This is a genomic window from Nonomuraea sp. CA-143628, assembly GCF_050942315.1.
GTDB lineage: Bacteria > Actinomycetota > Actinomycetes > Streptosporangiales > Streptosporangiaceae > Nonomuraea.
Genome location: NZ_CP192072.1, coordinates 2602780 through 2625517 on the forward strand (window position 1 = coordinate 2602780; position 22738 = coordinate 2625517).

The 22738-nt window shown below is 69.6% G+C and carries 21 protein-coding genes and 1 tRNA gene; 16 read left to right on the forward strand and 6 right to left on the reverse strand.

The genetic code is table 11. The features are described from left to right. Positions 1-24: 24 nt before the first annotated feature. From ACQP2T_RS12225 to ACQP2T_RS12235, 3 genes are read left to right on the forward strand one after another with little or no spacing between them, the layout of a single operon-like run. Complete coding sequence (locus ACQP2T_RS12225) at positions 25-1227, forward strand: acyl-CoA dehydrogenase family protein (RefSeq protein WP_433516250.1); 1203 nt, start codon at positions 25-27, stop codon at positions 1225-1227. Further along, a complete protein-coding gene (locus ACQP2T_RS12230; protein ID WP_433516251.1) occupies positions 1224-2384 on the forward strand; it encodes an acyl-CoA dehydrogenase family protein in 1161 nt (386 codons plus the stop codon). The genes ACQP2T_RS12225 and ACQP2T_RS12230 overlap by 4 nt, the downstream gene beginning before the upstream one ends. After that, on the forward strand, positions 2381-3472 hold the full coding sequence (locus ACQP2T_RS12235) for an acyl-CoA dehydrogenase family protein (protein WP_433516252.1): 1092 nt from the start codon (positions 2381-2383) through the stop codon (positions 3470-3472). Before ACQP2T_RS12230 ends, ACQP2T_RS12235 begins: the two co-directional genes overlap by 4 nt. Here the strand turns inward: ACQP2T_RS12235 and ACQP2T_RS12240 are convergent. Next, positions 3431-4021, reverse strand: coding sequence for a TetR/AcrR family transcriptional regulator (locus ACQP2T_RS12240; RefSeq protein ID WP_433516253.1), 591 nt, complete (start codon positions 4019-4021; stop codon positions 3431-3433). The two genes, ACQP2T_RS12235 and ACQP2T_RS12240, sit on opposite strands and share 42 nt — an antisense overlap. A 170-nt stretch (positions 4022-4191) precedes the next feature. Between ACQP2T_RS12240 and ACQP2T_RS12245 the strand changes: the two genes are divergently transcribed. Further along, the gene (locus tag ACQP2T_RS12245; RefSeq protein ID WP_433516254.1) at positions 4192-4956 is read left to right on the forward strand and encodes a nuclease-related domain-containing protein; all 765 of its coding nucleotides are present in this window, start codon (positions 4192-4194) and stop codon (positions 4954-4956) included. A 22-nt stretch (positions 4957-4978) separates the two neighbouring features. Here the strand turns inward: ACQP2T_RS12245 and ACQP2T_RS12250 are convergent, their stop codons facing one another. Together ACQP2T_RS12250 and ACQP2T_RS12255 are read right to left on the reverse strand one after the other, a co-directional pair. Further along, positions 4979-6340, reverse strand: a complete 1362-nt coding sequence (locus ACQP2T_RS12250; RefSeq protein ID WP_433516255.1) for a vWA domain-containing protein — start codon at positions 6338-6340, stop codon at positions 4979-4981. Beyond that, positions 6337-7173, reverse strand: a complete 837-nt coding sequence (locus ACQP2T_RS12255) for an AAA family ATPase (RefSeq protein WP_433516256.1) — start codon at positions 7171-7173, stop codon at positions 6337-6339. The genes ACQP2T_RS12250 and ACQP2T_RS12255 overlap by 4 nt, the downstream gene beginning before the upstream one ends. Positions 7174-7273: 100 nt before the next feature. Here ACQP2T_RS12255 and ACQP2T_RS12260 point away from each other — a divergent pair. The 6 genes from ACQP2T_RS12260 (at position 7274) to ACQP2T_RS12285 (ending at position 12726) form a co-directional block, all read left to right on the forward strand. Further along, a tRNA-Lys gene (locus tag ACQP2T_RS12260) sits at positions 7274-7347 on the forward strand. Between the two features lie 166 nt (positions 7348-7513). Next, a complete protein-coding gene (locus ACQP2T_RS12265) occupies positions 7514-7975 on the forward strand; it encodes a helix-turn-helix domain-containing protein (protein WP_433516257.1) in 462 nt (153 codons plus the stop codon). 44 nt (positions 7976-8019) lie between these two features. Beyond that, positions 8020-8325 (forward strand): hypothetical protein, encoded by a 306-nt coding sequence (locus ACQP2T_RS12270; protein ID WP_433516258.1) that lies wholly within the window; start codon positions 8020-8022, stop codon positions 8323-8325. 290 nt (positions 8326-8615) lie between these two features. Then, complete coding sequence (locus tag ACQP2T_RS12275) at positions 8616-11783, forward strand: S8 family peptidase (protein WP_433516259.1); 3168 nt, start codon at positions 8616-8618, stop codon at positions 11781-11783. Positions 11784-11865: 82 nt separating this feature from the next. Beyond that, positions 11866-12162, forward strand: a complete 297-nt coding sequence (locus ACQP2T_RS12280) for a DUF6506 family protein (protein WP_433516260.1) — start codon at positions 11866-11868, stop codon at positions 12160-12162. A gap of 174 nt (positions 12163-12336) precedes the next feature. Continuing rightward, positions 12337-12726 (forward strand): ADP-ribosylation/crystallin J1, encoded by a 390-nt coding sequence (locus ACQP2T_RS12285; RefSeq protein WP_433516261.1) that lies wholly within the window; start codon positions 12337-12339, stop codon positions 12724-12726. A 135-nt stretch (positions 12727-12861) separates the two neighbouring features. On the opposite strand, the gene ACQP2T_RS12290 is transcribed toward ACQP2T_RS12285, so the two are convergent. Continuing rightward, on the reverse strand, positions 12862-14208 hold the full coding sequence (locus tag ACQP2T_RS12290; RefSeq protein WP_433516262.1) for a hypothetical protein: 1347 nt from the start codon (positions 14206-14208) through the stop codon (positions 12862-12864). Positions 14209-14355: 147 nt separating this feature from the next. On the opposite strand from ACQP2T_RS12290, the gene ACQP2T_RS12295 reads away from it, so the two are divergent. Then, a complete protein-coding gene (locus ACQP2T_RS12295; protein WP_433516263.1) occupies positions 14356-15933 on the forward strand; it encodes an ATP-binding protein in 1578 nt (525 codons plus the stop codon). A 208-nt stretch (positions 15934-16141) separates the two neighbouring features. On the opposite strand, the gene ACQP2T_RS12300 is transcribed toward ACQP2T_RS12295, so the two are convergent. Continuing rightward, entirely contained in the window at positions 16142-16681 is a 540-nt protein-coding gene (locus tag ACQP2T_RS12300; RefSeq protein WP_433516264.1) for a TetR/AcrR family transcriptional regulator, read from the reverse strand. Positions 16682-16749: 68 nt separating this feature from the next. Here ACQP2T_RS12300 and ACQP2T_RS12305 point away from each other — a divergent pair, with 68 nt between their 5' ends. Then, the gene (locus ACQP2T_RS12305) at positions 16750-18267 is read left to right on the forward strand and encodes an FAD-dependent monooxygenase (RefSeq protein WP_433516265.1); all 1518 of its coding nucleotides are present in this window, start codon (positions 16750-16752) and stop codon (positions 18265-18267) included. Between the two features lie 134 nt (positions 18268-18401). Here ACQP2T_RS12305 and ACQP2T_RS12310 read toward each other — a convergent pair whose 3' ends face one another. Further along, complete coding sequence (locus ACQP2T_RS12310) at positions 18402-18941, reverse strand: NUDIX hydrolase (RefSeq protein ID WP_433516266.1); 540 nt, start codon at positions 18939-18941, stop codon at positions 18402-18404. A gap of 172 nt (positions 18942-19113) precedes the next feature. Between ACQP2T_RS12310 and ACQP2T_RS12315 the strand changes: the two genes are divergently transcribed. The 4 genes from ACQP2T_RS12315 (at position 19114) to egtB (ending at position 22737) form a co-directional block, all read left to right on the forward strand. Beyond that, the gene (locus ACQP2T_RS12315; protein WP_433516267.1) at positions 19114-19752 is read left to right on the forward strand and encodes an RNA polymerase sigma factor; all 639 of its coding nucleotides are present in this window, start codon (positions 19114-19116) and stop codon (positions 19750-19752) included. A gap of 86 nt (positions 19753-19838) precedes the next feature. Further along, on the forward strand, positions 19839-20078 hold the full coding sequence (locus ACQP2T_RS12320; RefSeq protein WP_433516268.1) for an anti-sigma factor family protein: 240 nt from the start codon (positions 19839-19841) through the stop codon (positions 20076-20078). A gap of 164 nt (positions 20079-20242) precedes the next feature. Beyond that, positions 20243-21448: an ergothioneine biosynthesis glutamate--cysteine ligase EgtA gene (gene egtA, locus ACQP2T_RS12325; protein ID WP_433516269.1), complete on the forward strand. Its 1206-nt coding sequence runs from the start codon at positions 20243-20245 to the stop codon at positions 21446-21448. Continuing rightward, the gene (egtB, locus tag ACQP2T_RS12330; protein WP_433516270.1) at positions 21445-22737 is read left to right on the forward strand and encodes an ergothioneine biosynthesis protein EgtB; all 1293 of its coding nucleotides are present in this window, start codon (positions 21445-21447) and stop codon (positions 22735-22737) included. The genes egtA and egtB overlap by 4 nt, the downstream gene beginning before the upstream one ends. Position 22738: the final 1 nt, after the last annotated feature.

The window sequence follows — 22738 nt, forward strand, 5'->3', positions numbered from 1 at the left end:
CGGCCGGTCGGTAGGCTCCGGGGTATGGACTTCGCCTTCGACAGTGTCACCGAGGACCTGCGTGAGCGCCTGCTGCTCTTCATGGACGAATGCGTCTATCCAGCCGAAGCCGCCTTCGAGGAGCAGGCCGCGACCAGCGGATGGAGCTCCCCGCCGCTCGTCGCCGACCTCAAGGACGAGGCCAGGAAGCGCGGCCTGTGGAACCTGTTCCTGCCGGGAGAGCACGGCGCGGGGCTGACGAACCTGCAGTACGCGCCGCTGGCCGAGATCATGGGCCGCAGCCCCAACCTCGCCCCGGTCGCCACCAACTGCGCCGCGCCCGACACCGGCAACATGGAGGTCCTCTCCATGTTCGGCAACGAGTGGCAGCGCAAGGAGTGGCTGCGACCGCTGCTCGACGGGCAGATCCGCTCGGCGTTCGCGATGACCGAGCCCGACGTGGCCTCCTCCGACGCCACGAACATCGCCACCTCCATCGCCCGCGACGGCAACGAGTACGTCATCAACGGCCGCAAGTGGTTCATCTCCGGCGCGATGAACCCCGACTGCAAGATCTTCATCCTCATGGGCAAGACCAACCCCGACGCGCCCAAGCACCGCCAGCAGAGCATGGTCCTGGTGCCGCGTGACACGCCCGGGATGCGGATCAAGCGCGGCATGCACGTGTTCGGCTACAGCGACGCCGACCACGGCGGCCACGCCGAGATCGTGTTCGAGGACGTACGGGTGCCGGTCGACAACCTGATCGGCGAGGAGGGCGGCGGCTTCGCGATCGCCCAGGCCAGGCTCGGGCCGGGCCGCATCCACCACTGCATGCGGCTGATCGGCATGGCCGAGCGCGCCGTCGAGCTGATGTGCCGCCGCGCGCTGGCGCGTACGACGTTCGGCAAGCCCGTCGCCCAGCAGGGCGTGATCCAGGAGTGGATCGCCGAGTCCCGCATCCGGATCGAGCAGCTGCGGCTGCTCGTGCTCAAGACGGCCTGGCTCATGGACACCGTCGGCAACCAGGGCGCCCACACCGAGATCCAGGCCATCAAGATCTCGACCCCGATCGCCGTGGAATGGATCCTGGACAAGGCGATCCAGGTGCACGGCGCGGGCGGCGTCTCGCAGGACTTCCCCCTGGCGGGGCTCTGGGCGGGAGCCAGGTCGCTGCGCCTGGCCGACGGCCCCGACGAGGTGCACAAGCGCTCACTCGCCTACCGCGAACTGAAGAGGTATATGTGAACGAGGCGGAGATCAAGGAGCGCGTCGACGCGCTCGTCAGCGCCAATGATCCAAAGAATCGGCTGGAGTTCCTGCGGGCCAGGTTCGACGCCGGGCTGGCGTGGGTCTGGTTCCCCGAAGGGCTCGGCGGCCTGGGCGTGTCGCGGGACCTGCAGCAGGTCGTCGAGCGGGAGCTCGCCGGCACGCCGCAGCTCAACACCGGTGTGCAGGGCATCGGTCTGGGCATGGCGGCGCCGACGGTCCTGGCGTTCGGCACCGACGAGCAGCGGCGTCGCTTCCTGCGGCCGCTGTGGACGGGCGAGGAGATCTGGTGCCAGCTCTTCAGCGAGCCGGGCGCGGGGTCCGACCTGGCGACGCTGGGCACGAGGGCGGTCAGGGACGGCGATGAATGGGTCGTCGACGGCCAGAAGGTCTGGACCTCCGGCGCGCACCACGCCCGGTGGGCGATCCTCGTCACCCGTACCGACCCGGACGTGCCCAAGCACCGCGGCATGACGTACTTCATCTGCGACATGCACGCGCCGGGCGTAGAGGTGCGCCCGCTGCGGCAGATCACGGGGGAGGCCGAGTTCAACGAGGTCTTCCTGACCGGCGTGCGGCTCTCCGACGACCTGCGGCTCGGTGAGGTCGGCGACGGCTGGCGGGTCGCCCAGACCACGCTGATGAACGAGCGCGTCGCGATCGGCGGCGCCCCCGTACGGCGCGGCGGCGGCATGATCGGGCCGGTGCTCGACACCTGGCGCGAACACCCCGAGCTGCGCACCCATGACCTGCACCAGCGGCTGCTGTCACTGTGGGTCGAGGCGGAGGTGACTCGCCTGTCCGGAGTACGCCTGCGCGAACAGCTCGTCGCCGGCCACCCCGGTCCCGAAGGATCCGGCATGAAGCTGTCGTTCGCCAAGCTGAACCAGGAGCTGTCGGGCCTCGACATCGAGCTCAGGCGCGACCTCGGCTACGACGACTGGACCTTCCGCCGATCAGAAGACCTCGACTTCTACGGGCGCGGCGCCGGCTACCGCTACCTGCGCGCCAAGGGCAATTCGATCGAGGGCGGCACCTCGGAGATCCTGCGCAACATCATCTCCGAACGGGTGCTCGGCCTGCCCTCAGAACCCCGCGTCGACAAGGACGTCCCTTGGAAGGACCTGCCACGATGACCCTGCTGTACTCGGAGGTCGAGGAGGAGCTGCGCGCCGCCGTGCGCGGGGTGCTCGCCGACCGCTGTCCGCCGGCCGCGGTGCTCAAGCGGGTGGAGTCCGATCCCTACGACCTCGACCTGTGGAAGACGCTCGCCGGGGAGATCGGGGTGGCGGGGCTGCTCATTCCCGAGGAGTACGGCGGGGCGGGCGCGTCGGCCCGTGAGGCCGCTGTCGTGCTGGAGGAGCTCGGCCGGGGCGTCGCGCCGGTGCCGTTCTTCACCAGCGCCGTGCTGGCCACCCGGGCGCTGCTGGCGACGGGCTCGGCCGACCTGCTGGGCGGGCTGGCGGAGGGGCGGACGACCGCGGCCCTGGTGGTGTCGTTCGCCGCCTCGCCGTACCGGCCGGGGCGGGGCTCGTCGGTGAGCCTGGACGGCGGGACGCTGTCCGGGACCGTGTCCTCGGTCGCGGGGGCGGAGGTGGCCGACGTGCTGCTGGTGCCGGTCGGCGGCGAGCTGTACGCGGTCGAGGCCGCTGACGCCGTCGTCCGGGTCGTACCGTCGCTGGACCTGACCCGGCCGGTCGCGACGGTCACCTTCTCGGCGGCGCCCGCGCGGTCGCTGGGCCCGTGTGATCTGGCCGAGGTGCTGCGGTCCGGTGCCGGGCTGCTCGCCTCCGAGCAGCTTGGTGTGGCGGAGTGGTGCCTGGACACCACGCTCGCCTACGTCAAGGAGCGCCACCAGTTCGCCCGCCCGGTCGGCTCCTTCCAGGCGATCAAGCATCGGCTGGCCGATCTCTGGCTCGACGTGGTCAGGGCGCGGGCCGCCGCCCGTGCCGCCGCCGGTGACGACTCGGCCGTGACGGTCGCCGTGGCCCAGGCCTGGAACGCGGGTGTGGCCGTACACGCGGCTGAGGAGGCCCTGCAACTGCACGGCGGGATCGGGATGACCTGGGAGCATCCCCTGCACCTCTACCTCAAGCGTGCCAAGGCCACAGAGACGGCGCTCGGCACGCCCGGCGACCACCGGGAGGCGCTGGCATCACTGGCCGACGTGCCGGCGCCGACGTCACTCGTCGACGGGCTCGGCCCCGAGCGACGTCAGCAGTAGGTCGGCGAAGTGCTTGCCCACCTGGGCGCCGGTGAGCGGTCCGTCCGTGTGGAACCAGCTGCCCAGGTGGTGCACCGAGCCGAAGAAGTAGTCGACGACCAACTCGGCCGGGACGCGTTCGCTGAACAGCCCCTCGCGCTGGCCCTCGATCACCAGATCGCGGAAGCGCTCGTGGTAGCGGCGGCGCTCGGCGCGTACGGTCTTGCGCGTCTCGGGCGCCAGCAGGTGCATCGAGCGGAAGAAGATCTTGGAGTCGTCGAGGTTCGCGGTGGTGGTCTCGATGACGTCGGCCGCCGCCGCGTGCAGCCGCTCGGCGACCGTCCCGGGGCCGTCGGCGATGTGGGTCAGGCGCTCCATCTGCATGCGCAGCACGCGCGCGTAGATCTCGTGCAGCAGATCATCTTTGGAGTCGAAATAGTGGTACATAGCGCCCTTGGTGACGCCCGCGGCCACGACGATCTCCTGCACGGACGCGCCCTCGAAGCCCCGCTCCGCGAACAGCCGGGTCGCCTCGCTCAGCAGCCTCCTGCGTACCGGTTCTTCCTTCACGCGTCACAGCATACCGACTGGTCGGTTGATGGACTTCCCTCAGGTGCTATTTCCGTCACCTTAGGGTCCCCTTGCTTCCGTTGGGGTCAGGTGGGGTATTAATTGACTCAGCGAGGGATCTTCGGCGTGGCAGATCCTGATGGTTCAGCGACTCATTGGGGGAGTTTGCCGTGCCTGGTGGCTCGATCTACGTGCAGCAGGACGAGAAGTTCACTGGGGCCTCGCCTCAGTGGTACTACGAGAAGTTCTGGCGGGAGGACGCCAACAACCGCAAGCGATCAAGGATGATCAAGGCGGGCGTGGGCTTCGTGGCCGGCATCGGCCTGGCGATCCGGTTCGACCTGGCGCTCACCGCCTTCTACGGCGTCGCCCTCGCGGGCATCGTGGCCGGCGTCGACTGGTTCATCGCCTGGCGCTCCTTCCACGCGACCGCGGTCTGGCGCGGCCGAAGGCGCGGTGAGGTGATCACCGGCCGGATGCTCCGCCGCTCGCTCGGCAAGCTCGGCTACAGCGTCCTGGACGGCCGGGCCATCAGGGATCAGGCCTCCATCGACCACCTCGTGATCGGCCCCGGCGGCCTGTGGGCCATCGACAACGAGTCCTGGAGCCCCGACACCGAGATCGCCACCTACAACGGGCGGCTGTTCTTCGGCGAGAAGTACGGCACCAAGGTCGCCAAGTCTCTCGTCGAGACCTCCAACGCCTTCGCCGAGCTGCTGACCCGCGAGACCGGCATCCCGGTGACGATCACGCCGCTGCTCGCCGTGCACTGCGGCCTGCTGCCGCGCGGCGGCCAGGTCACGGCGGAGGGCCTCACGCTGCTCAAGCCGAGCCTGGCGGCCCGGCGCGTCAAGGCGACCGCCGGCGAGGTGCTCGACGAGCAGCAGATCGAGCTGCTCACCCGCACCGCCGCCCGGGAGCTCCAGCGCGCCTGAGGTTTTCGGCTTGCGCGCGGGTCTAGGCCAGGTCCTGGATGAAGGCGCTGAGCTGGGCGACGTTGCGGCACTCGTACATGGGCACGACCGCGTCGTAGTCGGTGGCGATGGAGTCGCCCGTGTCCCACTGCTGCCGGGGCTCCGGGTTGAGCCAGTAGGCGTGACGGGCCTTCGCGGCCAGGGCGCGCAGGGTGTCGACGGCGGCCGGCTGGTAGTTGGAGCGGGCGTCGCCCAGGATCAGCAGCGAGGTCTTGGGGCTGATCGCGTCGCCGTAGCGCTCGGCGAAGCGCTCGAAGGAGTGGCCGTAGTTGGTCCGCCCGAAGCGCACCATGTCCGCCTCGTTGGCCAGCCGGGTCATCGCCTCCACCACGTCCGCGCCGGGGACGAAGAAGCGGGTGATCTCGTCGACCGTGTCCACGAACCCGAACGCCCGTACCTTGGTGAACTGCTCCCTCAGCGCGTACGTGAGCAACAGCGTGAAGTGCGCGAACGACGAGACCGAGTCACTGGTGTCACAGAGGATCACCAGCTCGGGCTTGTGCGGCCGGGGCGGCTTGAAATGGGTGGTCAGCGGCACGCCGCCGCTCTGCAGCGAGGCCCGCATGGTGCGGCGGAAGTCGAGCCGCCCGCGCCGGCCCTTCCTGTGCTTGATCGTCAGCCTGGCCGCCAGGCGCCGGGCCAGCGGGTAGACCTCGCGCCGCAGCCTGGCCAGGTCCGCCTTGGTGATGCGCAGGAAGTCGAGCTGGTCGAGCGGGGGGCGTACGGCCGAGCGGGCGATGCGTTCGACGCCGGAGTCCTCGGCGATCCGGCGCCGCACGTCGGTGGCGACCGCCTCCTCGAAGCGCTTGATGCCGTCGGTCACCCGCCTGCGGGCATTCCTCTCGGCCAGGCCGCCGCGTTCCTGGCCCGCGAGGACCTCCTGGAGGATCCGCGCCATCAGCGTCTCGGGGGACAGGGCGCGCAGGACGCTGTAGGAGAACCAGTTCTGGCGGCCAGGACCCGCCGGCTGGCGGCCGAAGCGGCCGACCATGGCCCTGGCGAACTCCCGCATCTCGGCCTCACCGCTGCCGGTGAGCAGCCGGGCCAGGTGCTCGCGCAGGTCGCTGACCTCGGCCGTGTCCTCATTTATCGTGCTTACTTGGTAAAGGCCGGTCGTCGAGGACGGGAACCACAGATCGAACAGCATGTCGAACCCGGGGCGGTACCCCGGCTTCTTGACCAGCGTCGCCGCGTAGGCGGCGCGCAGCGACTCGCGCTCGGTCAGATCGATCACCCGCAGCGCCCGCGCCGCGTCGAGCCCTTCGGCCAGCGACACGGGCAGCCCCGCCTCGCGCAGCGCGTGCACGAACCCGACATGCCTGTCGACCAGCGAGGTGTCACTCATGAGGGCAGCCCGAGCTCCTTGACCGCGCGAGCATGGTCGGAGGCGTGCTTGAGCACCACGCCCAGCGTGCCCGCCACCGTCGGCTCGTCCAGCTCGTCGCGTCCGAGCGCGAGCAGCGTATTGGCCCAGTCGACCGTCTCCGCCACCGACGGCGCCTTCTTCAGCTCCATGGCCCGCAGCGTGGCGACCGTCCTGGCCAGCTGCTCGGCCAGGTCCGCGCGGATCGTCGGCACCTGGCTGAGCACGATGTCGCGCTCGCGCTCGGGCGTTGGGTATTCGATGTGCAGATAGAGGCAGCGCCGCTTGAGCGCCTCGGACAGCTCGCGGGTCGCGTTCGAGGTCAGCACGACGTACGGCTTGCGGACCGCGCTGATCGTGCCCAGCTCGGGGATCGTCACCTGGAAGTCCGACAGGAGCTCCAGCAACAGCCCCTCGACCTCCACATCCGCCTTGTCCGTCTCGTCGATGAGCAGCACGGTCGGCACCCCGGCCCTGATCGCCTTGAGCAGCGGCCGCTCCAGCAGGAACTCCTCGTTGAAGATGTCGTCGTCGGTGCTGGTGGCCTGGATGCGCAGGAGTTGCTTCTTGTAGTTCCACTCGTACAGGGCCCTGGCCTCGTCGAGCCCCTCGTAGCACTGCAACCTGACCAGCTGGGCGCCGGTCGCCAGCGCCACGGCCTTGGCCAGCTGCGTCTTGCCCACCCCCGCGGGGCCCTCGACCAGCAGCGGCTTGCCGAGGGCGGCGGCGAGGAACACCGAGGTGGAGATGGCGTCGTCGGAGAGATAGTCAACGGCGGCGAGCCGCTCGGTCACGTCGGCGGGCGAGTCGAACATCGATGCTCCTGTCTGCTTGCCGAACTTTATTCTAGCGGCTGGCGGGCAAGCGATACCGATTCGACCAAGATGCGGAGTGCCGGTATATTCCTCTCTGCAAGCGCCGTTAGCTCAGTTGGTTAGAGCAGCTGACTCTTAATCAGCGGGTCCGGGGTTCGAGTCCCTGACGGCGCACCGCACAGAAACCCCAGCTCGGCACGCCGAGCTGGGGTTTCTCGGTTTTCGAGTGGCTCCGGCGGCGCCGAGTTGCTCCCGTGGGCATGGAGATGGCCAGGGCCACTCTCGGCGTTCGTTTTGTTCGTTTTCTTGCTAGGGTGATGGTGAGGAACGGAGGTCTGCCATGACAGCGGAACTGGCCGAACGGACGGTCCTGCCGCCGCAGGTGCCGTTGGATCACCTGGCCGACGCGGTGCGGCAGCCGTCCGGCGGACGGGTGGAGCTGGTGAGCCCGGCCGGGGAACGGATCGTGCTGCCCGAAGAAGTCGTCGACGTGGTACGGCTGGTGGTACTGGCCATGGCCGCAGGCCAAGCGGTAACCATCGCACCCCAGCACCAGACCTTGACCACGCAGGAGGCTGCTGACCTGCTCGGAATCAGTCGGCCGACTGTGGTGCGGCTGCTGGACCGCGGTGAGATCCCCTACCAGCAGCCCGGACGACACCGCCGCATCCTGCTCCGCGACGTGCTCGCCTACCAGGAACGCCGACGCCACGACCGGCGAGCCTCTCTGGACCGGCTGGTCGAACTCTCCGAAGACGCCGACCTGTACGAGGCGACCGACACCCCGCGCCGTACCCGATAGGCCCAGATCCCAACAGGCGGAGCCTCCCATGGCTCGTCGCCACCATGACGTGCGACGATAAGGACCGGCACATCCTGGCCGCCGCAGTCTGCGCGAGCGCGGACGCGCTGGTGACCTTCAACATCAAAGACTTCCCGACCCGCTCCCGCGAGCCATACGACGTGGACATGCTCACTCCGGACACCTTCCTGCTCGGGATGCTGGACGCCGCACCCCGGACCGTGATGCGGACCCTGCACGACCAAGCCGCCGCGTACAAGCGTGATCCCCGAACCCTGTGGGGACTGATGACCGCGATCGAACGAGCCGGAGCGCCCGGCTTCGCCGATGAGGTCAGACGCCTCGCATAGACCGCCGGATGGGCGCGTACGCTTTCGAGTCCCTGGCGGCGCACCGCACAGAAACCCCAGCTCAGTGCGCTGAGCTGGGGTTTCTCGGTTCTTGGAGAACCTCCGCCTGTCTCTGGATAGACCGAGGCGCGCCGTTGGCGTAGGTCATCCAGTCGCCGCTGCCGGCGCGTTGCCGGCCCCATCGCCGTCACCTGGAAATCACTGGCGCCGTACAACCCGGAACGACGTCCCAAGCGTCTGGTAGTAGCGAGTGATCATCGCCAATGGATGTCGAAAAGGGAGAAGACGGAGTGCGAAAGACGACGACGCGAGCGGCGGGTGCGTTCCTGCTGGTCGCCGCGTCCATCATCGTATTACCCGCCGCCCACGCGAGCGCCGGGGTAGCGGGGAACGCCCGCAGTGTCACCCTGATCACCGGCGACCGCGTGGTCCTCGCACCGGACGGAAGTCCCCTGATCACGCCGGGTGAGGGAAGGAAGGGTATCGACTTCCACACCTTCGGCAGCGGCGGGCGGTTGCGGGTCGTGCCGGGTGACGCGATCGAGCCTCTGCGGCAGGGGCGCCTGGATCCGCGCCTGTTCGAGGTGAGCGCGCTGGCCGAGTCCGGTTACGACGACCGGCGTCAGGACCTGCCGCTCGTCGTCACCGGCGCGCCCGCGCCCAGATCGTTGCGTGGCGGGGTGGGGCAGCGGGCGCTGGCCGCGGTCGGCGGCTTCGCCGTGCGACAGGACAGGGCACAGGCCGTCCGGTTCTGGCAGGACCTGCGGAACGTCAGGGGCAAGATATGGCTCGACGCGCGTGTCAAGCTGTCCCTGGACACCAGCGTCAAGCAGATCGGCGCTCCCGCGGCCTGGGCGAAGGGGCTGACCGGCGCGGGAGTCAAGGTGGCGGTGCTGGACACCGGCATCGACAGTGCCCATCCGGACCTGGCCGGGAAAGTGGTCGCGCGGGCGGACTTCACCGAGACGCCCGACGAACGGGATGTGGTCGGGCACGGCACACACGTTGCGTCCACCATCGCGGGCAGCGGAGCGTCCTCCGGTGGCAAGTATCGTGGGGTGGCGCCGGACGCCCAACTGCTGGACGGCAAGGTGTGCGAACCGGTTTACTGCAGCTTCTCCGCCATTCTGGCCGGGATGCAGTGGGCCGCCGACCAGGGCGCCCGGGTGGTCAACCTGAGCCTGGGCGGCACGGACGAGCCCGGTCTCGATCCGCTTGAGGAGGCCGTTCAGCGACTGAGCGAGAGCCACGGCACGCTGTTCGTGATCGCGGCGGGCAACGACGGGGCCGACCGTTCGGTCAACTCCCCCTCCAGCGCGGACGCCGCCCTGGCCGTGGGGGCCGTGGACAAGACGGACCGGCTGGCGGACTTCTCCAGCAAGGGCCCGCGCGTGGGCGACTCCGGGCTGAAGCCGGAGATCACCGCGCCGGGCGTGGGGATCACCGCTGCGCGGAGCAAGGACAGCCCGGGCAGCGGGTCGTACGTGACCATGTCGGGGACCTCGATGGCGACCCCGCACGTCGCGGGAACGGCCGCGCTGCTGGCGGGAGCGCACGCGAGCTGGAAGGCGGCGGAGCTGAAGGCCGCACTCATGGGCTCGGCCAGGCCCCAGCCACAGACGGGGGTGTTCTCCCAGGGGGCGGGACGCGTGGACGCCGAGCGGGGAGCCACGCAGGCGGTGACCGCGGACCCACCCGGCCTGGGGTTCGGCCTGCAGCGCTGGCCACACGCCGACGACGAGGTGCTCACCAGGAAGCTCACCTACCACAACTACGGTGATACGCCGGTCACCCTCGACCTCGGCGTCACCTCGGGCACGACCTTCTCCGTGAGCCCGGCCACGCTGACGGTGCCCGCGGGCGGACAGGCCGAGGCGACGGTGACGGCGGACACGCGCACCGGCGAGTCCGACGGCTTCCTCGGCGCTTTCGTCGAGGCCAAGGGACCGGGCGGCGTCGTGGTGAGCACGCCCGCCGCGGTGGAGAAGGAGATCGAGAGCTACGATCTGACCGTCAACCAGACCGACCGGGCGGGCAAGCCGACGGCCAACTACCAGATGGTGATCTGGCGGCTGGACGCCGAGGGACCGTCGCCCCAGGTGTTCTGGCCGACCGAGAGCTCGATGACCTTCCGCCTGCCCAGGGGCGAGTACCTGGTGGACACCACCATTCTGAGCGAGGACGGCGTGGCGCTGCTGGTGCAGCCACGCCTGCGCCTGGACAGGGCGTGGACCGTCGAGGCGGACGCCCGGCTGGGCCGGCCCACGTCGATCCGCCCGCCCACGCCCGGCGCGGAGCTGAAGGAGGGCAGCGTCGCGTACTCGTTCAGGACGCCCGGCCGGTTGAACGTCAGGGGCTGGTACCCCAGCAGCTTCGCCAGGGCGTTCACCGCGCAACTCGGCCCCGAGCAGACAGAAGACGGCATGCTCACCCGGGTGAGCGCGCACTACCAGGCGGGTCAGGACAGTTACCAGCTCGCCTGGTTCGAGCGGGACCGCATGATCACCGGCTATGACCGGGCGGTGGATCCCAAGCATCTGTCGCGCGTACGTGTCGACGTCGCGGAGCATCTGCCGGGTGCCCAAGTGCTGGTGGGCCGTCAGGCCGAGCCGAGCCAGGGCGTCATGCTGACGCATGCCAGCCTGAACGAGCTCACCCCGCCGTCGACGTCGACCGAGTACGTCAACACCGACGGCGGCATCCGCTGGCAGGCCACCATGATCGAGTCGGGGGCCGACGGCCAGACCACCGCGTTCTCGTCCGCTCCCGTGCGGTTGCGGCCGGGCGGCGTCACTACGGAGTTGTGGAACCGTGGCGTGTTCGGCCCCTCACTCCCGTCAGGTGACCAACCCCGCGAGCCCGCGAGCCGCACCGGCGACGTGATCGCGGTGGATCTGCCGATGTTCGGCGACGGGCGCGGGTCGATCGGGGATTCCGGGCCGGCCACCAGGCACGTATCCCTGTACCGCGATGGCGAGCTCGTCGGCGAGAGCGACTTGCTGTTCGCGCGGTTCACCGTGCCGCCGGGCGGGGGGACGTACCGGCTGGTCGCCCGCGCGGAGCGGGGAGAGTCCGCGGTGTTGTCCACGAGCAGCTCGGCGACGTGGACGTTCCGGTCGGAGAGCACGAACTCGCCGACCCGGCTGCCGCTGTCCGTGGTGCGGTTCACCCCGGACCTCGACGCGCGGAACTCCGCTCCGGCCGGGCGGCGCTTCGTGGTGCCGTTCACCGTGCAGCGGCTGGCCGGGAGCGCGGCGGGCCCGGCGCGTGAGGTGGTCGTGGAGGTGTCCTATGACGACGGCGCGACCTGGAGCCGGGCGAAGGTCACCGGGTCCAAGGTCGTCCTGGACCACCCCCCGCGCAGCGGGTTCGTGTCGCTTCGGGCCAGCTCGGCCGACGTTCACGGCAACAAGGTGGAGCAGAGCGTGATCCGCGCGTACCGGATCACCGCGCCGTAGCGGTGCGTTCGCTCCCGGCGATCCCTGGCGGGGCCGCCGGGAGCGTCTTGGTAGCTCTGGGGCGGGTGGTTGGCTGACGGACGTGGCCTCGTACAAGGCGCGTTTCGCGGCGGGGGAGACGCTGTCGGAGGCGTTCGTCATCGTGCACGAAGGTGCCGATCCGGCGGTCGACGTGGTGGTGCACGAGAAGGGTGACGGCGGCAGGACGACTTTCGTCGCGGTCCCCGACGAGACCGTGGCCGGCGAGGTGGCCGGGAAGATGGCGAGCGAGCTGCAACTGATCGAACTGTACGGAGGGTCCGGGCCCGAGGGCGCCGAACCGGTCATACGTGCCGTGGACAGCCGGGTGCCGGTCGGCGTCACCGCATACCGGCGGTAGAGGACGGGGGCGCTTACCGAGTCCGACGAGCTGTCGCCTGAACCGAACCAGTCTGGACGCGGCCCGACCCCTGCTTCACTGAAACCTGGTTGGCCGGGCCCGAAGAGGCCCGGTATCGTCCACCGTCCAGACCGGCGATCTCTGCGGGTATTTCAGTGAAAAGGGGCGGAATTCGTGACCGGTGACAGCGTGACGACAACACTCTGGCGTCCAACCGGCCCGAAGGAACTGGAGCTCGTTCGAGCTCTGAACTGGCGTGCCTGGCCGCCGCGACTGCCCGAGCAGCCGATCTTCTATCCGGTCCTCAACGAGGACTACGCGATCAAGATTGCTCGTGACTGGAACGTCAAGCACGACGGCGTCGGATTCGTCACGCGCTTCGAGGTCGAATCGGACTTCCTGTCGCGTTATCCGGTTCAGCAGGCCGGTGGCCGAACAATCCTGGAGCTGTGGGTTCCGGCCGAGGAGCTGGACGACTTCAATGCTCACATCATTGGGCCGATCGAGGTCGTGCACGAGTTCCATGGAGCGGCACGTCACCGGGACGACACGTCGGGATCATGATTCGCCGACCACGTCCGCCCCGTCCATGATCGCATCGCCGACGACGTGTCGACAGGGGTTGATCGTGTGTGGAGCGGTCTCTTGACCATCGGGTTCGGGGTTCGAGTCCCTGGCGGCGCACATCGACATCCCGGCTCAGCTATCTTGAGCCGGGATGTCGTTGTCTACCGACCGGCCTGGCCGTGCCCAGGGAGGTGGCCGGTCCCGCGCGGCCGAGATCGCTTTCAGGGTCGGCCGTCCAGCGGACTCCGGAACCCTTTCGAGCGGTATTCCCAGCGCCTCCGCCCAATGCCGACGCCAGGAGAGCCGTCGTTGTGCCCCGCGTTCCACGCGGGTTTGAGCCTTGCGGTGGCGGCGCTCGACTTCGGCGAGGGCCGCGCTCTCCGACCGGAGCCAGGGCGGCGGCTTTCGCAGCAGACCTGCCACATACTGAGCCGACCAGCGGCCGCTACCGGGACGCAGTCGCCGGATCACATCAACCGGCAGGCTGAACAGCTCGGCCACCGACGCGTCGGAGAGCCGAGTGGCCGCGCGGATGGCCGCGTCGACGGCTGCCTGCTCGGCGCGGTGGCGCCGGTGCTCCTCGACCGCGGCACGGCTTGCCGCTGCTTGGGCGGCTCGGCGTAGCTCCTCATCGGCTCGGGCGTGCAGGAACCAGGCAGGTGGTGAGGCAAGCAGCTCACGCAGGGCCGGAGCGAACAGGTGGTCGCCAAGGCGCGGAAAATCGGCGGGGAACGCATCAACAGGCACGCCGAGGGCATCCGTTGGCGCTGTCAGCAGGGTGACCACCTCGCTTGCGCGGGGGAGAAGCGAGCCGAGCATGGTATCGAGTTCAGGGTGGGACAGCCGGGCCGTGCGCAGCGTCGCGAGGAGTTCGGTGATACGAGGGTCATGAAGATAGGCGAGGCGACGAAGCGGACCCGGTCTGGTGCCGGAGGCCTCCATGAGCGCGGCCGCCCAGACGAGCACCTGGATCGGATCCCCGTCGTGACCGGGCATGGCAGCTTGCAGCAGGGCACGTGCTGCAACTGCCCTCTCCCTGTTGAGCTTGCGGGTCGCGGCTGCCTTGCGCGCTGCTTCGGACCGCGAAAGGGTCCGGGCCGCGGCGCGCAGTTCGGTGTCGGCCCGGGCGAGGTCGGCGAGTGCGTCGACGTCGGCGGCGCGGTAGTAGCGGATGGTGAGTGTCCGGCCGTACTTCCGGATCTCATCAACGGCGACAGGCGTTAGACGGTCGGCCAGGCATTTGAAACGTTGAGGGGAGATGCCCAGCCTGATGGCCGCCTGGGTGGCGTTGCAGCGATGTTCGGCGGCGAGCAGGCGTTGGAAGCGCTCGGTGTCCGCCTTCGCCGCATTGACCGAGACAGGGTCGAATGTGCGGTCCGGCAGGCGGCGGAGCAGGCTGGTCTCGACCGCGAGCTCGACTTCCCAGACGGCGAGGCCGAGCAACTCGCGCACCTTCTTCAAACCCAGACCGCGTGCCATGGACAACAGTTTGTCGGGGGTCGACGACAGTTTCTCAGCCCAGTGACCACTGACGATCGGCTTACCCCCATGCCCAAAGCCAGGGGTCCGCGTCCTGGATCGCCGATCGAAGCGCGCGACAGATAGGTAACTATTACTGTACAGAGAGTGAAGACCTTCAACACGACGGGTCCGTGTCGACCGGGCAAGCACTTCATGCTGCCCCCGATTCCACGGATCCCCGAGGCGAGGGAGCTGATCGACGAGGAGAAATACTTCGTCATCCGCGGGCCACGGCAGAGCGGCAAGACGACCTCGCTCCTGGCCCTGGCCGCCGAATTGCGGGACGAGGGCGAGTACGCGGCGGTGTACATCTCCTGTGAGAGTGCCTCCACCCGGGCCGATCAGGCCGCCCCGGCGGAGGTGCGGATTCTCTCCGAGATCGCGGCCATGGCCCAGGCATCGGGGCTTCCGGAGGATTGTCTGCCGCCGGAGCCATGGCCGGAGGCTCCTGGAGCGACCCGGCTGCTCAGAGGGCTCTCCGCATGGGCTCGCCGCTGCCCGCGCCCCATCGTGCTGCTCCTGGACGAGATCGACTCGATCCATGGCGATGAGTTGATCAGCGTTCTCCGGCAGCTGCGCCAGGGGTACAACAGCTTCCCAGTGCCGTTCCCGCAGAGCGTGGCGCTGTGCGGGATGCGTGACGTGCGCGACTACAGGGCGGCTTCGGGCGGCGACCCGTCAAGGCTGGTCGGCCCCTCGCCGTTCAACATCCTCGCCGAATCGATGCGGCTGGCGGACTTCACCTTCGAGCAGGTGGCCGAGCTGTACGGCCAGCACACCGACGCCACCGGCCAGGAATTCACCGCGCACGCGATCCAGCGCGCCTTCCATGCCAGCCAGGGGCAGCCGTGGCTGGTCAACGCCCTCGCGCGCGAGATCATCCGCGAGATGCGCATACCGGAAAGCGAGCCGATCACCGACGAGCACATGAACCAGGCGGTCGAGCGGCTCATCGTCGCCCGCGCCGTCCACCTGGACTCCCTGGCCGCCAAGCTGCGTGAGGACCGCGTCCAGCGCATCATCGAGCCACTGCTGACCGGCGCAGTGCGGGAGAACGTCTATGACGATGACCTCGCCTACGCCCGCGATCTCGGCCTCATCACGCAGAAACCGCCGGTCCAGGTCGCCAACCCGATTTATCAGGAAGTCATCCTGCGCGTCCTCAGCCAGGACGTCGAGGCTGAGATCCAGCTCGACCGCTCAGCCTTCCTCACCCAGGACGGGCGGCTCGACATGCCCGCGATCCTGCAGAAGTTCCTCACCTTCTGGCGGCGCAACGGCGAGATCCTGCAGAGCCGCGAGACCTATCACGAGGCCGCCTGCCACCTGATCTTCATGGCTTGGCTGCACCGGGTGGTCAACGGCGGCAGCGTGATCGACCGTGAGTACGCCCTGGGCCGTGGTCGCATGGACATCTGCGTCCAATGGCCCTACAAAGACGCCGACGGCAAGCGCGCCTGGCAGTGGGAGGCCATCGAACTCAAAGTCCATCGCCCCAGACAGCCCGACCCCGTCGAAGACGGCCTGCACCAGCTCGACGGTTACCTCGATCACCTCGACCTGAGCCACGGCACCCTCATCGTCTTCGACCGCCGGCCCACCGCCCCACCCCTCCTGGAGCGCACCGCCATCGAACAGGTCACCAGCCCGCGCGGTCACGCCGTCACCCTCGTCCAGGCATGAAGGCTCCCAGTCGTCTGAGCCTGCGGGGTTCTTCCGCGAAGCGATCACGATCGGCGGGAGGGGCTCCGGGGCCGGCGGTCACCGGCCCCGGAACTCACCGGGACGGCCACGGCGCGCCGATCAGGTGCCCCTTTGGACAGAAGGCCGCCGCTGGGGTTGACCACGTGGCTCCCGCCCAGCTGTGTCGTGCGGGAGCTCGCGTACGAAGCTAGCCGAGGAAGCCTTGGGTGGCGGCGGCCAGGAAGTCCTTGGTGGGCATGGCGGGCACGCCGAGCGCGATCCGGTCCAGCGAGATCCCGGTGAGCACCGTGCCGATCGCGTCGATCTGCTCGTCGGTCGCCTCCGGATGGGAGGCCCGGACCCGGACGGCGACCTGCTGGAGCGAGGTCGCGCGCAGTTCCCGCATGAGGGCGGCCAGTTCGGGGTTGCGGGCCGCCTCCAGGGAGAGCTCGACCCTGGCCAGGTAGCGGTTGCGGGCCGGGCCGTCACCGGCCTCCGCCAGACGGGTCAGGTAATCCAGCAGGTCACCGGGTTCGGCGTCCAGCGCGGCTAGTTGGAGCTCGAGCAATCGGCGCACGATCGCCTCGAACAGGGCCGACCGGGTGCGGAAGTAGTTCGACGTGGTGCCGGTGGGCAGGTCCGCGGCTTGGTCGATGCCCCGGTGAGTGACCGAGGCCAGCCCGATCCGGTCGATGAGCTCGATCGCGGTGTCGGCGATCAACGTGCGTCGGTCCGTCTTCTTCGGCATGCCCTTGACACTACTACATCGTAGTACTACAACTAACTACTACAACGTAGTGATTCAAGGAGATGGCCATGATCGACGTACTCGTAGTAGGAGCCGGACCGACCGGGCTGACCCTGGCGGTGGAGCTGGCCCGGCGCGGGATCGCGCACCGGGTGATCGAGGCGGCCGAGGGGCCGCAGATCGGGTCGCGCGGCAAGGGGCTGCAGCCGCGCAGCCTCGAGATCCTCGATGACCTGGGCGTGATCGACGAGATCCTGGCCACCGGCAGGGTCGGTTTGGACCTGCGCCTGTACCAGGACGGGCAACTGATGACCGAGCTGGCCACCGCCACCGGAACCGGCGCCCGGCCTGGCGTGCCGTACCCCGACCTGGTCCTGCTGCCCGAATGGCGGGTCGAGCGCGTCCTGCGCGAGCGCCACGCCGAGCTGGGCGGCTCGGTCGACTTCGCGACCGAGCTGGTCGACCTGGAGCAGGACAACGACGGCGTCACCGCGACGCTGCGCGGCGGCGAGCGGGTGCGGGCCCGCTACCTGGTGGGCGCCGACGGCGGTCACAGCACCGTGCGCAAACTGCTGGGTGCGGGCATGGCCGGCCGTACCCATGACGACCAGTACTTCCTGGTCGGCGACGTCATCGTGGAAGGGCTGGCCGACGACGCCTCCTACGCCTGGTTCGGTGAGGGTGGCAGCTACCTCGCTCTCTCGCCACTGCCGCACGCCGACGGCGCCTGGCAGTACCAGGCCAACGTGATCCCCGACCCGACCGTGCCCGAGCCTTCCCTGGAGATCTTCCGCGAGCTGTTCGCCCAGCGCTCTGGCCGCACCGACGTGACGCTGACCGGTGCCACCTGGCTCTCGCGCTACCGCTTCAACGCCCGCATGGTCGAGCACTACCGCCACGGCCGCGTCTTCCTGGCCGGAGATGCCGCCCACGTGCACTCTCCGGCCGGCGGCCAGGGCATGAACACCGGCATCGGCGACGCCTACAACCTCGGCTGGAAGCTCGCCGCCATCCTCGACGGCGCCGCCGACACCCTGCTGGACACCTACGAGCTCGAGCGTCGCCCCGTCGCCGCGGCCGTCCTGGCGGGTAGCTCGCGCGGCTTCGAGACGGTCTTCGCGTTGACCGGCGTTCGCCGCCTGCTGCGCGACCACCTGGTCTTCCCGCTTCTGAAGATCCCCGCCATCACCCGCCGCCTGCTCGACAAGACGAGCCAGCTCTCCATCTCGTACGGCGACGCGTCCCATGCTCGGCGCGGCCCCAGTGCGGGCGACCGGGCACCCGACGCCCGCGGCAGCGTTCGCCTCTTCGACCTCCTGCGCGGCACTCACTGGACGCTCCTCAGCTTCGGCGACCAGGCGCCGACGATCGCAGGCGTGCGCACGCAGATGCTGCACCGCCGTACCGACGCCGAGGCCTACCGCCTCTACCGCGCCCAGCCCGGCACTCTTGTCCTCATCCGCCCCGACGGGCACATCGCCGCCCGCACCAAGGACGCACAGGAGATCGTCGACTACCTCGCGGTGGTGCGGACCGCCGAATCCGCACCGCCGTCTCTACCCGCGAACACGGCGTCAGCGGCGTGATCGACCCGCCTGACGACCGCATCCCCTCCAGCGCTGCGCGGCCCCCGGCCGAGATGGCCGCCGCTACCTGGCCCCTGCTGAACGCGATCTATCGCCTGGAGCCCGGTCGCGACTGACACCAGGAACCGGCGGCGTCAATGTGCCGCGCGGGCCTGCAGGAGGTCGGCCAGGAGGTGCAGCAGGGCCGCCGCCGTGGTCGCGGACGTGATGGCCTGCTCGCTGATCAGCCGCTGGATGCCCAGCACCGGCAGCCATTCGGCCCGCTCTCGTTCGTGGGCGGGGTCGCCGTTCGGTGCGGCGATGGGGCTGGCCTGGTAGGCGACGAAGATCACGTGGTCGCTGTCGGCGACGTCCTCGGCGGTGCGGATCCGGATCAGCGGCATCAGGGGACCGGGCCGCCAGCCGGTCTGCTCCTCCACGAGACGGGCCGCGGCCCGCTCCGGGTCCTCGTCCGGGCCGATCTCGCCGAGTGGGATCTCCCATCCCCATGTGTCGGTGACCGGGCGGTGCCGCCACAGCAGCAGAGCGCGCCCGGCGTGAAAGACCACCGCTCCGGCGGCCTTCGGCGTACGGACGAAGGGTTGCTCCACGTGCCCGCCGCCGGTCAGTTCGAGGTCCACGACGCGAAGGTCAACCCCGTTCGCCGCGTAGAGCAGCCTTTCCGACCGACTCATGGGACGCTCCTCACCGATTCGCCGGGGACTCGCTTCTTCGAGCATACGCACGGGGGTGACCCGGTATCCCGGGCGCGTGGACGTCGGTGGGGGAGATTAGCCTGGTAAAGGCCGGGGTCGGTTCGACCTGGATGTCATTGATGTCCCGACGTCTGACCGGAGGGAAGCGATCGTGGGGTCTTTCGCGGGCGGAGAGTTGCCTTCGGATGACGTCATCGTTCCGGCCCTGCGCGCGGGCGATGAGGCGATGTTCGCGGCGCTGCTCGACACCTGGTCCCGGGGCATGCTCCGGGTGGCCAGGTCGTACGTGCCCACCGACCACGCCGCGGAAGAGGTCGTCCAGGACACCTGGCTGGCGGTGATAGGCGGGATCGACGACTTCGAAGGCCGTTCGTCGGTCAAGACGTGGGTCTTCCGCATCCTGGTCAACGCGGCGAAGAAGCGCGGTGTACGCGAGAGGCGCACGCTGCCGTGGAGCGCCGTCAAGGACGACGGCGGCGCGATCGCGGGCCAGAGCATCGACCCGGTGCCGCCTGGCGGTTGGCGGGATCCGCCCGCGGCATGGCCGACGCCCGAGAAGGAGGTGCTGGCCTCGGAGGTGCGCGGTCTGATCGGCGAGGTCCTGGCCAGGCTGCCGCCCCGGCAGCGGACCGTGATCACCCTGCGGGACGTGGAGGGCTGCACCTCTGACGAGGTGTGCGAGATCCTGAAGATCTCCGCCGCCAACCAGCGGGTCCTGCTGCATCGCGCCCGCGTCGCGGTGCGCGGGTGGCTGGCGGACTACTTCGAGTTCGTGAAACAGCCGGACTGACCTCTTCCGCTCCGTGCGGCGGTCCGGTCCGTGCGGCGGCACAATAGGTGAAACGGTTCATTCAGCAGACGAGGGCGGTCAACGTCGTGAAGCGCTTCACATGCGGCGAGCTGGTGGAACTTCTCACCGCCTATCTTGACGACGCCCTTGATCCGCCCGAGCGCGAGGGCGTGCGCGCCCACCTGGCCGGCTGCGAGGGGTGCGGCCGCTACTTAGAACAGTTCCGCGCGACCATCGTCGCCCTGGGCGACCCGCCCCCGGAGAAACTCCCCGCCGACGTGCGTGATCGGCTCATGTCCGCGTTCCGCGAGCGCCGGCGGTCATGAGGCGCGAGCCTCCCATGTGACCGCTCATCCCATTACCCGAAATCCCTTATCCCGAAATTCGCGTGTAACGCTCGCGCGGCTCGTGGGTCTGTAGATGGGGCCACCGTTGCCTGCGGTGGACCGCTGGACCATCAGAGACCCATGCGCCACGCGAAGGGGAAACGATGATCGGGCTTACAGCCGAGAGTCCGCCGTTGCAGGACGCCTCGGAGGTGGTGGACTTCGCGCGTCGCTGCTTTTGTCCCGCCGCCGCGGACCTGGTGGGCGTGGAGCTGGAATTCCTGATCTTCGACCGTGCGTCGGCGACGAGGCATGTCCCGCTGGCCAGGACCGAGCGGGCCATGCCCGAGCTGCCCGGTGGCAGCCGGTTGACCTTCGAACCAGGCGGACAGCTCGAACTGTCCGGACCGGCAGGCCCGCTGCCGGAGTCGCTGGCCCGCCTGGCCGCCGACGTGGCCGCCGTACGCGCCGCCTTGCGGGGGTCCGGGCTGGTGCTGGCCGGCGTCGGTCTCGATCCGGTACGGCCGGCCCGGCGCCAGCTGCGTCTGCCCCGGTACGACGCGATGGCCGAGTTCCTCGGCGTGCCGTACGGACAGCTCATGATGTGCTCGACCGCGTCGATCCAGGTCAACCTGGACCTGGGCGAGCGGCCGGTGGCGCGCTGGGAACGGGCGCACGCGCTCGGCCCCGTGCTGATGGCGGCCTTCGCCAACTCGCCGCTGCGCGATGGCCGGCCGTGCGGCTGGATGTCGGGCCGCCAGGCCGTCTGGGATCACCTCGACCGCACCAGAACTTCGCCCGTGCCCGCCTCGGACGATCCCGCCGCGGACTGGGCCGAGTACCTGCTGGATGCCCGGCTCATGCTGGTGCGGGAGGACGAGCAGAGCTATCGCACCGTCCGTGACGGCTCCAGCTTCCGCGACTGGCTGAACGCCGACGGCCGGCGGCGGCCCACCGCCGAGGACCTGGCCTACCACGCCACGACGCTGTTTCCGCCGGTGCGGCCCCGGGGGTGGCTGGAGATCCGCTACCTCGACGCCCAGCACCCGGCGATCTGGCCGATCTGTGTGGCCGTGACCCATGCACTCATCACCGACGACCGTGCTGCCGACACCGCGATGGCCGCCGTGGAGCCGTACCGGCGGCTCTGGGGGGTGGCGGCGCGGTGCGGGCTGGCCGACCCGCGCCTGCGCCGGGCCGCCGAGGAGTGCTTCCGCGCCGCGCTGGAGGCGCTGCCGCGCAGCGGCGCGGGTCCCGGCCTGGTCGGCGAGGTGGCCGCGTTCGCCGACCGGCATGTGAGCACGGGCCGCTCACCGGCCTCCTACCTGCTGGATCTCCCGAACTGGCCGAGCGACGAAGGATGGGAATGAACGACATCAAAGAACGTATCGCGGCCGAACTCATCGCGGTGCGCGACCGGTCACTCACCTACACGGCGGCGGAGGACGACCTGCTGGTACGCCAGCACTCCCCGCTGATGTCGCCGCTGGTCTGGGACCTGGCGCACGTGGGCAACTACGAGGAGCTCTGGGTGCTGCGTGAGGCCGGGGGCATCGACCCGCTCCGGCCCGAGATCGACGACATCTACGACGCGTTCAAGACACCGCGCAAGGATCGCCCCAGCCTGCCCTTCCTGGGTCCGGCCGAGGCCCGCCGCTACATCGAGGGCGTGCGCGGGCGGGTGCTCGACGTTCTCGACAAGATCGACCTGGACGGGCCCGCGCCGCTGCACCGCGACGGTTTCGTGTTCGGCCTGGTGATCCAGCACGAGCATCAGCACGACGAGACCATGCTCGCCACCCTGCAGCTGTCCGGGCAACCCGGGCTGGTGCGCGACGGTGAGCTTCCGCCAGGGCGGAGCGAGGGTCCGGAAGAGGTCTTCGTGCCCGCGGGCTCCTTCCTCATGGGCACCGACACGCTGCCCTGGGCCTACGACAACGAGCGGCCGGCGCACCGGGTGGACCTGCCCGCGTACTGGATCGACCGGCTGCCTGTCGGCAATCGCGCCTACGCGGCGTTCATCGAGGACGGCGGCTACGACGACTCGCGCTGGTGGTCGGCGGAGGGCTGGCAGTGGCGGCAGCGGAGCGGCGTCTTCGCCCCGCTGTTCTGGGTCAGGGACGGGGGTGCCTGGTGGCGTACCCGTTTCGGCCGTACCGAGCCGGTCCCGATGGACGAGCCGGTCCAGCACGTGTCCTGGTACGAGGCCGACGCCTACGCCCGCTGGGCGGGCAAGCGGCTGCCCACCGAGGCCGAATGGGAGAAGGCCTGCGGCTGGGACGCCCGGTCAGGGAAGGCGCGCCGGTATCCCTGGGGTACGGACGTCCCAGGCGCCGAGCGGGCGAACCTCGGGCATCGTGCCGCCCATCCCGCGCAGTTGGGCGCCTACCCGGCCGCGGCCAGCCCCTACGGGGCCGAGCAGATGGTGGGAGACGTCTGGGAATGGACCGCCTCCTGGTTCCAGCCCTACCCCGGCTTCCGCAGCTTCCCGTACAAGGAGTACAGCGAGGTGTTCTTCGGCGAGGAGTACCGGGTGCTGCGCGGCGGCTCCTGGGCGGCCGATCCGGCGGCGGTGCGGACCACGTTCAGGAACTGGGACTACCCGATCCGTCGGCAGATCTTCAGCGGCTTTCGCTGCGCCCGTTCGGAGCTGGTCTGAC

Bases quoted from the DNA above. Each gene is read 5' to 3' on its own strand.
- egtA (WP_433516269.1), top strand. From the start codon at position 20,243: ATGATCGGGCTTACAGCCGAGAGTCCGCCGTTGCAGGACGCCTCGGAG.
- ACQP2T_RS12270 (WP_433516258.1), top strand. From the start codon at position 8,020: ATGACGTGCGACGATAAGGACCGGCACATCCTGGCCGCCGCAGTCTGC.
- ACQP2T_RS12250 (WP_433516255.1), bottom strand. From the start codon at position 6,340: ATGAGTGACACCTCGCTGGTCGACAGGCATGTCGGGTTCGTGCACGCG.
- ACQP2T_RS12265 (WP_433516257.1), top strand. From the start codon at position 7,514: ATGACAGCGGAACTGGCCGAACGGACGGTCCTGCCGCCGCAGGTGCCG.
- ACQP2T_RS12290 (WP_433516262.1), bottom strand. From the start codon at position 14,208: ATGGCACGCGGTCTGGGTTTGAAGAAGGTGCGCGAGTTGCTCGGCCTC.
- ACQP2T_RS12300 (WP_433516264.1), bottom strand. From the start codon at position 16,681: ATGCCGAAGAAGACGGACCGACGCACGTTGATCGCCGACACCGCGATC.
- ACQP2T_RS12310 (WP_433516266.1), bottom strand. From the start codon at position 18,941: ATGAGTCGGTCGGAAAGGCTGCTCTACGCGGCGAACGGGGTTGACCTT.
- ACQP2T_RS12235 (WP_433516252.1), top strand. From the start codon at position 2,381: ATGACCCTGCTGTACTCGGAGGTCGAGGAGGAGCTGCGCGCCGCCGTG.
- ACQP2T_RS12305 (WP_433516265.1), top strand. From the start codon at position 16,750: ATGATCGACGTACTCGTAGTAGGAGCCGGACCGACCGGGCTGACCCTG.
- ACQP2T_RS12255 (WP_433516256.1), bottom strand. From the start codon at position 7,173: ATGTTCGACTCGCCCGCCGACGTGACCGAGCGGCTCGCCGCCGTTGAC.
- egtB (WP_433516270.1), top strand. From the start codon at position 21,445: ATGAACGACATCAAAGAACGTATCGCGGCCGAACTCATCGCGGTGCGC.
- ACQP2T_RS12225 (WP_433516250.1), top strand. From the start codon at position 25: ATGGACTTCGCCTTCGACAGTGTCACCGAGGACCTGCGTGAGCGCCTG.